Genomic DNA, 12,932 nt, shown 5'->3' on the forward strand with positions numbered 1-12,932 from the left:
TGCGCGTGACGAGCTTGAGCCACACGCCCCGTCATTCCGGGATGGTCCGAAGGACCAGACCGCAGGTGCGCACTGCGCACCGGGGAATCTCGAGATTCCGGATTCGATGCTTCGCATCGCTCCGGAATGACGTTGATAGGTCTGTCTGATGAATTACGGCATCGCGTTCACGCCGCTTGTTCCCGCGATCGTCCTCTGGCTCGCGCTGGCCGCGATCGTCGTCATCGCGCTCGTGCTGCTGCTGGCGCGTGCACGCGGCGCCGCGGTGCGCGTGGCCGCCTTGGTGCTGTTCCTGCTCGCGCTCGCCAATCCCTCCTTCACCCGCGAGGACCGCGATCCCCTCACCTCGGTCGCCGCCGTCGTCGTCGACAAGAGCCCGAGCCAGAATTTCGGCAACCGCAATCGCGAGGCGGCCCAGGCGCAGGAAGCGCTGGTCGACGGACTGAAGAAGATCAAGGGCCTCGAGGTCCGCGTCGTCGACGCCGGACAGGCCGACGGCGAGACCGACGGCACGAGATTGTTCGGCGCCCTCGCCTCGGCCTTGTCGGACGTGCCGGTCGACCGCGTCGCCGGCGCGTTCCTGATCACCGACGGCCGCGTCCACGACATTCCCGCGAACGCCGCCGCGCTCGGCTTCCAGGCGCCGGTGCACGCGCTGATCACCGGGCAGAAGGACGAGCGCGACCGCCGCATCGCGATCACGGCGGCGCCGCGCTTCGGCATCGTCGGGCAAAACCAGACCATCACCTACCGGCTCGACGACCAGGGCGTTTCCGGCGAGCGCGCCAAGGTCACGGTTCGCCGCGACGGCGAGGTCATCAACGAGCGCACGCTCTCGAGCGGCCAGACCGCGAGCGTGGACGTCGACATCAAGCATGCCGGCCCGAACATCGTCGAGATCGAAGCCTCGCCGCTCGAGCGGGAGCTGACGCCGGTGAACAATCGCGCCGTCGTCGCCATCGACGGCGTGCGCGACAAGCTGCGCGTGCTGCTGGTCTCCGGCGAGCCGCATTCCGGCGAGCGCACCTGGCGCAATCTGCTCAAGTCCGACGCCAGCGTCGATCTCGTGCACTTCACCATTCTCCGCCCGCCGGAGAAGCAGGACGGCACGCCGATCAACGAATTGTCGCTGATCGCGTTTCCGACCCGCGAGCTGTTCCAGCAGAAGATCAACGAATTCCAGTTGATCATCTTCGACCGCTACGCCCGCCAGGGCGTACTGCCGATCGCCTATTTCGACAACATCGCGCGCTATGTGCGCGCGGGCGGCGCGGTGCTGGTCTCGGCCGGTCCCGACTATGCCTCCAACACCAGCATCTGGCGCACGCCGCTGGATTCGGTGCTGCCGGCCGAGCCGGTCGGCGTGACCGAGAAGCCGTTCTATGCGCACCTGTCCGACATCGGCAAACGCCATCCCGTCACGCGCGGGCTGGAGGGCTCGGCGAGCGAGCCGCCGCGCTGGAGCCGGTTCTTCCGCACCGTCGACACCCGCAATTCCGTCAACCCGCCGGTCATGACGGGCGTCGACGGCAAGCCGCTCTTGTTCCTGTCGCGCTTCGGCGAGGGACGCGTCGCGCTGCTGCTCTCCGACCACATCTGGCTGTGGGCGCGCGGCTATGAGGGCGGCGGCCCGCATCTCGACCTCTTGCGACGGATGTCGCACTGGCTGATGAAGCAGCCGGATCTTGATGAAGAGGCGCTGCGCCTGCAGGTGCAGGGCAAGGATCTCGTGGTGGTGCGCCAGACCATGTCGGACAGCGTCCAGCCGGTGAGCGTGACCTCGCCGTCGGGCGTGTCGCGCGACCTGACGCTCAGCGCCGGCGATCCCGGCGAGTGGCGCGCCAGCCTGCCGGCCAACGAGCTCGGCCTGTGGCAAGCGACCGACGGCACGCTGAAGGCGCTGATCAATGTCGGCCCGACCAATCCGAAGGAGTTTTCGGAAGTCACCTCCACCACCGAGACCCTGAAGCCGCTGACGCAGGCGACCGGCGGCAATGCCGTGCGCGTGGTTGATGGCGCCAGCGTCGAGCTGCCGCGCATCGTGCCGGTGCGCTCGGTGAGCGTCTTCCATGGCGACGGCTGGATGGGCGTGCGGATGCGCGACGCCAGCGTCGTCAAGGGCGTTGGCGTGCTGCCGATCTTCGCCGGCCTGATCGGCCTGCTGCTGCTGCTCGGCGCCTTCGCCGCGACCTGGGTCCGCGAAGGGCGGTGAAGCCCGATGAGATCAGGTTTGATTGCCGCAACAACGGAGGTGCGCTCCCTCTCCGGCTTGCGGTGGAGGGCTGGGGTGGGGGTGTCTCCACAATCGAGAACCCCGGTGTGGAGAGAACCCTCACCCGGCGCTTCGCGCCGACCTCTCCCGCAAGCGGGAGAGGTTGAACGAGACTGCGGCCAATCGATTCAGCCTAAAGCCATTTCGCGTTAGTAGCCCGAACGACACATCACGCGGCCACCAACACGAGATGGTCGGACCGCCGTTGACATCCGTTCCTCGTTCCTGCGATGTTACATTATAACATCGCGGTATCAGGGGATGATCCTCGCGATGTGGGGTGGCGTTTCCAGATGAAGTGGTTCCGGTCGAATATCAGGCACGGCGCCCGGCTCGCGTTGTTCGCGATGCTGGTGCAATTCGCGCTGACATTCGGCCACAGCCACTGGTTCGTCCAGGCCGCCTCCCTCTCCCAAGCCTCGCTCCAGCAGACCGACACCGCCAAGGCGATCGCTTCGACCGACCGCGCTGCGGTCCAGAAGCAATCTCCTTCAGGATCCGACCGGGAGCAGCCGGGCGACGACAATTGCGCGATCTGCGCCGTGGTCGCGATGGCGGGCACCGTGGTGTCCGCGACGCCGCCTCTCCTTGCGCTGCCGCAGGCGATCGAGCTGCTCCACCGCACCCTAGATGCCGAGTTCATCCATCTGAAATCGGCCGGCACGGCGTTCCAGCCCCGCGCCCCACCAGCGTCCTGACTCTCGACATCGCTTGATCACGCCCGGGCTCGCCGCGCCACACGCGCGGACGATCGCCCGGGAGCCGTTGAAGTCGAATTCCGTCGCGCCGCGACGGCAGGCTGCCTCCGATCATCAGACAAGCATGCGGACGGCGCCTGACTGGAATCAGGACCATGTCATTTGAATTGCGACGCGTGCAGCGTCTCGCAGGAGCAAGCCTGCTCCTGCTCGGCGCCGCCGCCACATCCGCGCTCGCCCAAGAACCGGTACAACAGCCGGTACAACAGCCTGCGCAGGACAAGTCGTCGACCGAGCTCCCCGCCATCACCGTGACGGCGCCGAGCCCGATCGTGCGCAGGGTGGTACCGACCCGCAGCCCGGTCCATGTCGCGCGCACCGGACGGTCGCGCAGCCAGCAACACGCGGCCGAAGCTACGCCGCCAGCCGCGGCGTCTGCCGCCGCGCCTCAGCAAGGCGTGCTGCCCATCGTGACCAACCAGTTCGCCACCGTCACGGTGGTGCCGAACGAGGAGATCCGCCGCGAGGGCGCCGGTCAGCTCGGCGATCTCTTGTTCTCCAAGCCGGGCATCACCGGCTCGAGCTTCGCGCCCGGCGCCTCCAGCCGACCGATCATCCGCGGGCTCGACGTCAACCGCGTCGGCATCGTCGAGAATGGCACCAATTCGGGTGGCGCCTCCGACCTCGGCGAGGATCACTTCGTCCCGATCGATCCGCTCGCGACCAACCAGGTCGAGGTGGTGCGCGGGCCGGCTGCGCTCCGCTACGGCTCGACCTCGATCGGCGGCGTCGTCAGCGCGACCAACAACCGGATTCCGGATGCGCTGCCGAGTTGCGCTCCGTCGTTCCAGACCTACGGCCTCCCGACCAAGGCGCCGCTGGCAACCGCCGAGACCTCGCCTTGCGTCACGGCCGAGACGCGCTCCGCATTCAGCTCGGTCGATCGCGGCGTCGAAAGCGGCGTGCTGCTCGACACCGGCGGCGGCAATTTTGCCTTCCACGCCGACGTCTATGGCCGCACCACCACGGACTACGGCATCCCGAGCTATCCCTATCTGAACGACCAGACGCGATCCGTCGCCAACGGCCGCCAGCCGAACTCGGCGACGCGCTCGGACGGCGCCTCGATCGGCGGCTCCTACTTCTTCCAGGGCGGCTATATCGGGGCTGCGATCACGCAGAACGACTCGCTCTACCACATCCCCGGCATGGACGGCGCCGACCACAACACGCGCATCGACGGTCACCAGACCAAGATCAACGTCAAGGGCGAGTACCGTCCCGATGCGGCCGCGATCGACACGATCCGGTTCTGGGCCGGCGCGACCGACTACCGGCACAACGAGATCGGGCTTGCCGATCCCGCCGACCCCAACAGCGACGGCGTGCGGCAGACCTTCACCAACAAGGAGCAGGAGATTCGCACCGAGGTGCAGCTGATGCCGTTCAACGCGCGCTTCGCCGAGGTGACGACGGCGCTGGGCTTCCAGGTCGGGCATCAGGAGCTGAGCGCGCCGAGCCCGGACAATCCCGGCACGCTGTTCAACGGCCTGTGGGACCCCAACAACAGCACGCGCGTTGCCGGTTACGCCTTCAACGAGTTCAAGTTCACCGACGCGACGCGGGCGCAGATCGCCGGCCGCATCGAGCATGTCGAGCTGCACGGCACCACGCCGAATTTCCCGGCCGACTTCCTGCCCGACGGCACGCCGCAGGTGGCGATCGCGCGCAATCCGTTCTACACGCCGAAGAGCGGCAGCATCGGCCTGTTGCAGGACCTGCCGGGCGGCATGGTCGGCAGCATCACCGCGCAATATGTCGAGCGCGCGCCGAAGGCGGCGGAACTGTTCTCGCGCGGCGCGCATGATGCGACCGCGACCTTCGACATCGGCAATCCGAACCTGACGATCGAGACCGCAAAGTCCGTCGAGCTCGGCGTGCGCAAGGCGACGGGGCCGTTCCGGTTCGAGGCGACCATCTACTACACGCATTTCGACAATTTCATCTTCCGCCGCCTCACCGGCGTGATGTGCGGCGACGACTTCGCCTCGTGCGGCACGCCCGGGGCCGAGCTGAACCAGGCGGTCTACTCGCAACGCAATGCCAACTTCCGCGGCGGCGAATTCCAGTCGCAGCTCGACGTCGGCGCGTTCCAGGGCGGCATCTGGGGCATCGAGAACCAGCTCGACGTGGTTCGCGCCACCTTCACCGACGGCACCAACGTGCCGCGGATTCCGCCGCTCAGAATGGGCGGCGGTGTGTTCTGGCGCGACGACAACTGGCTGATGCGCGTCAACCTGTTGCACGCCTTCGCGCAGAACAACGTCGCCGTGATCGCGGAGACGCCGACGGCAGGCTACAACCTCCTGAAGGCCGAGGTGAGCTACAAGACCAAGCTTGACCGCAACTGGTTCGGTGCGCGCGAGATGATTGCCGGCGTCGTCGGCAACAATCTCCTCAACGAGAGCATCCGCAACTCGGTGTCCTACACCAAGGACGAGGTGCTGATGCCCGGCATCGGCGTGCGGGCGTTCGCGAACTTCAAGTTCTGATCGCCTCCAGCCGGGGCCTGCGGGCCCCGGTACACCCACGTCGAGCGAGCGGGCTGTCGCGGCATCACACGCCGCTACCCCCGCGCCTTGCTCCAGTCGGGCACGACCGCTCCCGACACGCCCTCGAAGGCGCCGTCGACGAGCTCGAACACCAGGATGCGGGCGGCGTCGACCGGGCCCGGCATGGTGACGCGCCCCTTGGGGACCGGCTTGAAGCCGACGCGGCTGTAATAGGGCTCGTCGCCGACCAGCAGCACCAGGCGGTGACCTCGCTCCTTGGCGTCCTTCAGCGCGCGCTCCATCAACAGACGGCCGATGCCGCGGTCGCGGAACGGCGGCTCGACGGTGAGCGGCCCGAGCAGCAGCGCCGGCGTCTCGCCGACCAGCACAGGCAATTGCCTGACCGAGCCGACCAGCAGCGTGCCGATGCGAGCGGTGAAGGACAGTTCGAGCAGATGGTCGACGTGCTCGCGGATGCGGTAGGCGCTGAGCACGAAGCGGCCGGGGCCGAAGGTGCGCTCGTGCAGCCGCTCGATCGCCTGGGCGTCGCCGGCAGCTTCGGGAAGGATGGTGAGCGAGAGATCGTTCATGTCGGCATGCGTCTTCGAGCGAAGTGGACCCGGGTTCGCGTCATGAAAACGCGTCAATGAGGGGAGCGGGATAACATCTCGGAGGGCTGCGGTCCATCGGGCTCATACCGGGCCGAACTGCCGGCCGGGCTGCGGCTGAGGATGGTCGCGAAGCTCCAGTCCGGATAACCGATACTGTGCAGCTTGTCCGCGAGATAGCCATCGGTTGCACGGGCGAGACTGGTGTCGAGCCCCTGCCAACGGCCAACGCGGCGGTTGATCTCACCGCCATGTCGCAATCAACGGCGTGCCATCCAGCACTTCCACGATTCTTTGCCGCGTGCCCGGCGTGGTGCCCTCGGGCAGCGCATTGATCGCGAAGAACCCGCATTCGACGATCTCGTGGTTGGGCTCGGGCAGGCGATCCTGCCTGAACTGCCTGACGACGTAGACCGCGACGTGGTCGCGGCGGGAGACGTGACTGTTGAGGAAGATGCCGTGCAGCGCGGCGTCTGCGGTGAGGTCGATGTCGCCCTCCTCCTTGAGCTCGCGCCGCATCGCCTGCTCCATGGTCTCGCCCAGATCGACGCCGCCGCCGGGCAGATACCAGCCGGAGATGTAGCTGTGCCTGACCAGGAACACCCTGTTGTCGGAATCCAGCACCACGGCGCGAACGCCGAGGGTCATGCCGCGAACGAGCAGGAAATAGGCGTGGAAGATTCGCCGCAGCAGCGGCTCGAACTTCCGTCGGATGCGGTTCAGACGATCTCCCATCAGGTTCTCTTTGGTCCCCTGTTCAGGCTGCGCTTGCGCAGTCCTCGCGACCTTGCCATTACAGCGGAGCAATAGCGAGGCAATCGCGCGCCATGGCTTCCTTCACGCTCGCCCATCTGTCCGACCCGCATCTGCCGCCTTTGCCGAAGCCGCGGCTGATCGAGCTCGCCGGCAAGCGCGTATTCGGCTACGTCAACTGGACGCGCAACCGCCACAAGTACCAGCGCCGCGAGGTGCTCGACGCACTCGTCGCCGACGTCAAGGCGCAGGCGCCCGACCACATCGCGGTGACGGGCGATCTCGTCAATCTGGCGCTGGACGCGGAGTTCGCGCCGGCGCGCGCCTGGCTCGACGGCGTCGGCCCGCCCGACCGCGTCACCACGATTCCCGGCAACCACGACGCCTATGTCCGCGCCACCTATCATCGCTTCGGCGAGACCTTCGCGCCCTATCTTGCGAGCGACGAGGGAAGCGCTGGCTTTCCGGCCCTGCGCCGGCGCGGGCCGCTCGCGCTCATCAGCCTGTCCACGGCGGTGCCGACCCTGCCGCTGATGGCGACGGGCACGCTGGGGCACAATCAGCTCGCAGCGCTCGAACAGGTTCTCGAGCGGCTCGCGACCGAAGACGTCTTCCGCGTGCTGCTGGTGCATCATCCGCTAAAGTCCGATGCGCGCCACAAGCGAATGACGGACGCGGCCGATCTGCTGGCGCTCTTGAAGCGCCACGGTGTCGAGCTGGTCCTGCACGGCCACGACCACATTCATTCGACGATGTGGTTCGAGGGCCCCAACGGCAACATTCCCGCGATCGGCGTGCCGTCGGCGTCCGCGCTCGCACACGGGCGCTACCCGGCGGCGGCGTATAATCTGTTCACGATCGAGAAGGACAATGCCGGCTGGCGCTGCGAGCAGACGGTGCGCGGGCTCGGGTCCGGATTTCAGATTGGGCAGATCAAGCATGCGAGGTTGGTTTGAGGCCACTGTCACTCCGGGGCGCGCCGAAAGGCGCGAGCCCGGAATGACGGCGGAGGGAAATTCACCAGCTCCGCAAGGCCGCCAAAACGGCGAAGCCGAACAAGGCGGCGGCGCCGAGGATGAAGCCGAACACGAACGGCCAGACGCGCGAGCGCGCCGGCCGCTCCGCGGCCTCCGGCTTCGGCTCGGGCAGGACCACCATCGCATGCTCGCGCTCGATCATGCGGCGGGCGACATAGTCGGTGACGGCCTCGACGATCACGGACGTGTCGTGCGATTCGGCGAGCACGATGCGGCCGAAGCGGGTGTCCTGGACGAAGCGATACATCCGCTTGTCGCGCCCCATCATGATGTGCGCGACGACGTCGATCCAGAGTCTGGGCGTATCGCCCTGGCTGATGCCGGGGTCGAACAGGTCGATCTGCTCGGGCACCTGTGCAAACAGGGGATCGAGCGCGTCGTTGAGGATCTCGAGCCGCGCCACCTCGGCATCGCGCAAATCGACGACGACGCCGGTCCGGTCGGCGGCCTCGATCCGCGCGCGCAGCAGCGCGTCGCGCAGCCGCACCGGGTGCGGCTGGCTGGGATGGGTCCCGCTGGTCTCGGGCTCTGACATTGTCGGCCTCGTCCTCACTTGCCTCCATTAACCTATCAGCAACCACACCCTCCGCAAAGGGTCCACAATTCCAGATACTTACGGCACCCACAGCTGTCTCACCTGTGCCAAAAACAGACGATCCCACCCGGCTTGCGCCGGATGGGACCCTCCGTCCTTGGACGTCTTCTTAGATTTTCAGGCAGCCGTCAGGCCGAGACGCGCGACGGCTCTTCAACGATGGAGAAGCGGACGCCGGCCTTGTGGCGGTTCTCTTCCGAGACCGTACGCCAGGCATCTTCGGCTTCCTTGCGGGTCTTGAACGGACCCTGCACCTGGGCCGAGCCTTCCACGAGCTTGTGGAAGTTCATCGAGCCGAACTCGCCGCCGATCACCCAGAAATTGCTGCCCTTGGTCATTGTCAGTCTCCTGTTGAGGTGCGTGACCAGTCCGGGCTCCGAGGGGACCCCGGACTGATCAATTCCGCCGTTAGCCGAACTGGTTCATCGTGTTGTGCGCGCCGCCCGCCTTCAGGGCAGCCTCGCCGGCGAAGTATTCCTTGTGGTCGTCGCCGATGTCGGAGCCGGCCATGTTCTGATGCTTCACGCAGGCGATGCCCTGACGGATCTCGGCGCGCTGGACGTTCTTGACGTAGCCGAGCATGCCCTGCTCACCGAAGTACTCCCGGGCCAGATTGTCGGTCGAGAGCGCCGCGGTGTGGTAGGTCGGCAGCGTGATCAGGTGGTGGAAGATGCCGGCACGCTTGGCCGAATCCGCCTGGAAGGTGCGGATGCGCTCGTCGGCTTCCTTCGCCAGCGGCGTGTCGTCATATTCCGCCTTCATCAGCTCGGCGCGGTTGTACTTGCTGACGTCTTGGCCGGCTTCCTTCATCGCGTCGTAGACCTGCCAACGGAAGTTGAGGGTCCAGTTGAACGACGGCGAGTTGTTGTAGGCCAGCTTGGCGTTCGGAACCACCTTGCGGATGCGATCGACCATCTTGGCGATCTGCTCGATATGCGGCTTCTCGGTCTCGATCCAGAGCAGGTCGGCGCCGTTCTGCAGCGAGGTGATGCAGTCCAGCACGCAGCGGTCCTCACCGGTGCCCGGGCGGAACTGGTAGAGATTGGAGGGCAGCCGCTTCGGACGCATCATCTTGCCGTTGCGGTTGATGATGACGTCGCCGTTGCGGGCGTTCTCCGCGGTGATTTCCTCGCAATCGAGGAAGCTGTTGTACTGGTCGCCGATGTCGCCGGGCTTGTGGCTGACGGCGATCTGCTGCGTCAGGCCAGCGCCGAGCGAGTCGGTGCGGGTCACGACGATGCCGTCTTCGACGCCGAGCTCGAGGAAGGCGTGGCGGCAGGCGCGGATCTTCGCCAGGAAGACGTCATGCGGCACGGTGACCTTGCCGTCCTGGTGGCCGCACTGCTTCTCGTCCGAGACCTGGTTCTCGATCTGGAGCGCGCAGGCGCCTGCTTCGATCATCTTCTTGGCGAGCAGGTAGGTCGCTTCCGCGTTGCCGAAGCCGGCATCGATGTCGGCGATGACGGGCACGACATGGGTCTGGAAGCCGTCGATCTTCTCGATCAACTCCTTCTCGCGGGTCTTGTCGCCTTCCTTGCGCGCCTTGTCGAGGTTGCGGAAGATGTCGTTGAGCTCGCGCGAGTCGGCCTGGCGCAGGAAGGTGTAGAGCTCTTCGATCAGCGCCGGCACCGAGGTCTTCTCGTGCATCGACTGGTCGGGCAGCGGTCCGAACTCGGAGCGCAGCGCCGCGATCATCCAGCCGGAGAGATACAGGTAGGTGCGATCGGTCCTGCCACCGAAGTGCTTCTTGACCGAGATCAGCTTCTGCTGGGCGATGAAGCCGTGCCAGCAGCCGAGCGACTGGGTGTACTTGGTGGGGTCGTTGTCATAGGCCGCCATGTCGGCCCGCATCAGCGCCGCGGTGTAGCGGGCGACGTCGAGGCCGGTCCTGAAGCGGTTCTGCAGGCGCATGCGCGCGACGGCCTCGGCCGACACCCCGTTCCAGGTCGGCTGGGTCTCGAGGAGCGCCTTCGCTGCATCGATCTCGCTCTGATACGAGGCCGGCGCCTGGAAAGTGCTGATGCCACGGGGCTGGTAGTTCATGTGCCTGATCCTTTCGCTGACGATGGCGATGGCTGGCCATCGACATTCTTGACAGTGCATTGCGAAATGCTTGTCACGACGTAAACGCGAAAACGGAAACTTCGTATAGATGGCTTGTTTTTTATTGGTGATGTCATGTAACATCAGAACATGTATAGATGTTATTTTGTAAAGTTTGTAAATTAAAGGTCAGTGAGACTGTCCTTAATGCCGCTGGAGATCTGAAGAATGCCCGCCGAATCCGGGAAGAAACTGTTCGTCGGCCCGCGCTTCCGGCGGATCCGGCAGCAATTGGGCCTGTCGCAGACCCAGATCGCCGAGGGGCTCGGGATCTCGCCGAGCTACGTCAACCTGATCGAGCGCAACCAGCGCCCGGTGACCGCCCAAATCCTGCTGCGGCTGGCCGAAACCTACGACCTCGACCTGCGCGACCTCGCCACCGCCGACGAGGACCGATTCTTTGCCGAGCTCAACGAGATCTTCTCCGATCCCCTGTTCCGCCAGATTGACGTACCCAAGCAGGAGCTGCGCGACCTCGCCGAACTCTGTCCCGGCGTCACCCACGCGCTGCAGCGGCTCTACGCGGCCTATACCGAGGCCCGTCAGGGCGAGACGCTGGCAGCCGCGCAAATGGCCGACCGCGACGTCGGCACGCGCTATGAGGCCAATCCGGTCGAACGCGTGCGCGAGCTGATCGAGGCGAACCGCAACTATTTTCCGGAACTCGAACAGGCCGCGGAGACGCTTCGCGACGAGCTGAACGTGCCGGCCGAAGGGCTCTACGCGGCCCTTGCCGCGCGCTTGCGCGAAAAGCATTCGATCCAGACCCGCATCATGCCTGTCGATGTGATGCGCGAGACGCTGAGGCGCTTCGACCGCCACCGCCGCCAGCTCCTGATCTCGGAACTGGTCGACCCGCCCGGCCGCGCGTTCCAGCTCGCCTTCCAGCTCGGCCTTGGCGAATGCGCGCAGCAGCTGGAGACCATCATCAACCGCGCCGGCCCACTCGACGACGCGCCGCGGCGGCTGTTCCGCATCACGCTCGGCAATTACTTCGCAGCGGCCGTGATGATGCCCTACCCGGCGTTCCTGGCCGCAGCGGAAGCGCTCAACTACGACATCCATGTGCTGGCGCAGCGCTTCAATTCCGGCTTCGAGCAGGTCTGCCACCGCCTCACCACCTTGCAGCGGCCGAACGCGCGCGGCATTCCGTTCTTCCTCCTGCGCGTCGACAATGCCGGCAACGTCTCCAAGCGTTTCTCGTCCGGCACCTTCCCGTTCTCGAAATTCGGCGGCACCTGCCCGCTGTGGAACGTGCACTCGACCTTCGACACGCCGGATCGCCTGCTGAAACAGGTGATCGAGCTCTCCGACGGCACGCGCTATTTCTCGATCGCGCAGATGGTGCGCCGCCCGGTCGCGCCGCACCCGCTGCCGCAGCCGCGCTTCGCCATCGGCCTCGGCTGCGAGATCCGCCACGCCGCGCGCCTCGTCTACGCCGCCGGCATGGACCTGGAGAAGACGGAAGGCACGCCCATCGGCGTCAACTGCCGCCTCTGCGAACGCGAAAACTGCGCCCAGCGCGCCGAGCCGCCGATCACGCGTACGCTGATCCTGGACGAGACGACGCGGCGGGTGTCGAGTTTCGCGTTCTCGAACGCGCGGGAGTTGTGAGGGCGAAGGCTCGCGCTTGGCTTTAGATGCAGCCACAAACTCGCTGTCGTCCTGGCGAAGGCCAGGACCCATAACCACCGAACTATCATGCAAGCGCAGGTGGCGGCCACGCGTCGCAAAACTCCTCCCTGGGGTAATGGGTCCTGGCTTTCGCCAGGACGACATTGGGAGGCAGCGATCCGTCCAACTACGCCAGCGTATGCACGATCACCGGCCCCGCGGCGGCGCGCGCGTCGCCGGCGAGCAGCGGGCCGAGATCCTTCTCGATCCAGGCGATCGCGCGCCGGTTCGCCTCCTCCGCCTGCTCGAACTTGTCGAAGATCGAGATCGCTGTGACCGTGTCGTCGCCGGCATAGACGACGTAATAGGCGCGGAAACCGTCGACGTCGCTGATGATCGGAACGGCGCCGTCCTTGATGCGGCGCGCCAGCTCCTCCGCGCTCCCGCTTTTCGCCTTGGCCTGACGGATGGCGGCATACATGGCTTCCTCCTCCCGGCTATTGATGTGGGCTTTGTGCCCGGACTTGATGTTACGCCGAAGCGCGGGGCCCGGATACCCTCCTTGGTTAACCCGGCACTAATCCGTCTGCGCGATCTGCAACCAATGGTTAAGCACGCCTCAACATCGCTGCCCTAGTCTCGCCCCACTCACTTTTCGCAAACAACGGTGGCTTATTCTGCCGGGCGAAGTGACATCAGG

The 12,932-nt window shown here is 66.0% G+C and carries 11 protein-coding genes; 5 read left to right on the forward strand and 6 right to left on the reverse strand.

The window, feature by feature from the left end; all coding sequences use genetic code 11:
- Positions 1–148: 148 nt before the first annotated feature.
- From ACFLEY_RS35350 to ACFLEY_RS35360, 3 genes are all read left to right on the forward strand, one after another.
- Positions 149–2,212, forward strand: a complete 2,064-nt coding sequence (locus ACFLEY_RS35350; protein ID WP_060910833.1) for a hypothetical protein — start codon at positions 149–151, stop codon at positions 2,210–2,212.
- 353 nt (positions 2,213–2,565) lie between these two features.
- Entirely contained in the window at positions 2,566–2,970 is a 405-nt protein-coding gene (locus tag ACFLEY_RS35355; RefSeq protein WP_028175038.1) for a DUF2946 family protein, read from the forward strand.
- A 155-nt stretch (positions 2,971–3,125) separates the two neighbouring features.
- Complete coding sequence (locus ACFLEY_RS35360; RefSeq protein ID WP_396604346.1) at positions 3,126–5,522, forward strand: TonB-dependent receptor; 2,397 nt, start codon at positions 3,126–3,128, stop codon at positions 5,520–5,522.
- Between the two features lie 74 nt (positions 5,523–5,596).
- Here ACFLEY_RS35360 and ACFLEY_RS35365 read toward each other — a convergent pair whose 3' ends face one another.
- Positions 5,597–6,112, reverse strand: a complete 516-nt coding sequence (locus ACFLEY_RS35365) for a GNAT family N-acetyltransferase (protein WP_011085246.1) — start codon at positions 6,110–6,112, stop codon at positions 5,597–5,599.
- A 261-nt stretch (positions 6,113–6,373) separates the two neighbouring features.
- Positions 6,374–6,865, reverse strand: a complete 492-nt coding sequence (locus tag ACFLEY_RS35370; protein ID WP_011085245.1) for an NUDIX domain-containing protein — start codon at positions 6,863–6,865, stop codon at positions 6,374–6,376.
- A gap of 92 nt (positions 6,866–6,957) precedes the next feature.
- Between ACFLEY_RS35370 and ACFLEY_RS35375 the strand changes: the two genes are divergently transcribed.
- Positions 6,958–7,839 (forward strand): metallophosphoesterase, encoded by an 882-nt coding sequence (locus ACFLEY_RS35375; protein ID WP_060910831.1) that lies wholly within the window; start codon positions 6,958–6,960, stop codon positions 7,837–7,839.
- 61 nt (positions 7,840–7,900) lie between these two features.
- Here ACFLEY_RS35375 and ACFLEY_RS35380 read toward each other — a convergent pair whose 3' ends face one another.
- The 3 genes from ACFLEY_RS35380 to ACFLEY_RS35390 all read right to left on the reverse strand — a co-directional run bounded on the left by ACFLEY_RS35380 (position 7,901) and on the right by ACFLEY_RS35390 (position 10,558).
- Positions 7,901–8,455 (reverse strand): hypothetical protein, encoded by a 555-nt coding sequence (locus tag ACFLEY_RS35380; RefSeq protein WP_396604347.1) that lies wholly within the window; start codon positions 8,453–8,455, stop codon positions 7,901–7,903.
- A 188-nt stretch (positions 8,456–8,643) separates the two neighbouring features.
- Complete coding sequence (locus ACFLEY_RS35385) at positions 8,644–8,853, reverse strand: hypothetical protein (RefSeq protein ID WP_018323282.1); 210 nt, start codon at positions 8,851–8,853, stop codon at positions 8,644–8,646.
- Between the two features lie 70 nt (positions 8,854–8,923).
- Positions 8,924–10,558, reverse strand: coding sequence for an isocitrate lyase (locus ACFLEY_RS35390; RefSeq protein ID WP_060910828.1), 1,635 nt, complete (start codon positions 10,556–10,558; stop codon positions 8,924–8,926).
- Positions 10,559–10,786: 228 nt separating this feature from the next.
- Here ACFLEY_RS35390 and ACFLEY_RS35395 point away from each other — a divergent pair, with 228 nt between their 5' ends.
- Entirely contained in the window at positions 10,787–12,232 is a 1,446-nt protein-coding gene (locus ACFLEY_RS35395) for a short-chain fatty acyl-CoA regulator family protein (protein WP_011085241.1), read from the forward strand.
- A 187-nt stretch (positions 12,233–12,419) separates the two neighbouring features.
- On the opposite strand, the gene ACFLEY_RS35400 is transcribed toward ACFLEY_RS35395, so the two are convergent.
- Entirely contained in the window at positions 12,420–12,713 is a 294-nt protein-coding gene (locus ACFLEY_RS35400; protein WP_027543691.1) for an antibiotic biosynthesis monooxygenase, read from the reverse strand.
- Between the last annotated feature and the right edge of the window lie 219 nt (positions 12,714–12,932).

The organism is Bradyrhizobium sp. YCK136, from assembly GCF_044570075.1.
Classification (GTDB): domain Bacteria; phylum Pseudomonadota; class Alphaproteobacteria; order Rhizobiales; family Xanthobacteraceae; genus Bradyrhizobium; species Bradyrhizobium diazoefficiens.

Coding starts and splice junctions, on each gene's coding strand:
- ACFLEY_RS35365 (WP_011085246.1), bottom strand. CDS start 6,112: ATGAACGATCTCTCGCTCACCATCCTTCCCGAAGCTGCCGGCGACGCC.
- ACFLEY_RS35385 (WP_018323282.1), bottom strand. CDS start 8,853: ATGACCAAGGGCAGCAATTTCTGGGTGATCGGCGGCGAGTTCGGCTCG.
- ACFLEY_RS35395 (WP_011085241.1), top strand. CDS start 10,787: ATGCCCGCCGAATCCGGGAAGAAACTGTTCGTCGGCCCGCGCTTCCGG.
- ACFLEY_RS35350 (WP_060910833.1), top strand. CDS start 149: ATGAATTACGGCATCGCGTTCACGCCGCTTGTTCCCGCGATCGTCCTC.
- ACFLEY_RS35360 (WP_396604346.1), top strand. CDS start 3,126: ATGTCATTTGAATTGCGACGCGTGCAGCGTCTCGCAGGAGCAAGCCTG.
- ACFLEY_RS35375 (WP_060910831.1), top strand. CDS start 6,958: ATGGCTTCCTTCACGCTCGCCCATCTGTCCGACCCGCATCTGCCGCCT.
- ACFLEY_RS35355 (WP_028175038.1), top strand. CDS start 2,566: ATGAAGTGGTTCCGGTCGAATATCAGGCACGGCGCCCGGCTCGCGTTG.
- ACFLEY_RS35380 (WP_396604347.1), bottom strand. CDS start 8,455: ATGTCAGAGCCCGAGACCAGCGGGACCCATCCCAGCCAGCCGCACCCG.
- ACFLEY_RS35370 (WP_011085245.1), bottom strand. CDS start 6,865: ATGGGAGATCGTCTGAACCGCATCCGACGGAAGTTCGAGCCGCTGCTG.
- ACFLEY_RS35400 (WP_027543691.1), bottom strand. CDS start 12,713: ATGTATGCCGCCATCCGTCAGGCCAAGGCGAAAAGCGGGAGCGCGGAG.
- ACFLEY_RS35390 (WP_060910828.1), bottom strand. CDS start 10,558: ATGAACTACCAGCCCCGTGGCATCAGCACTTTCCAGGCGCCGGCCTCG.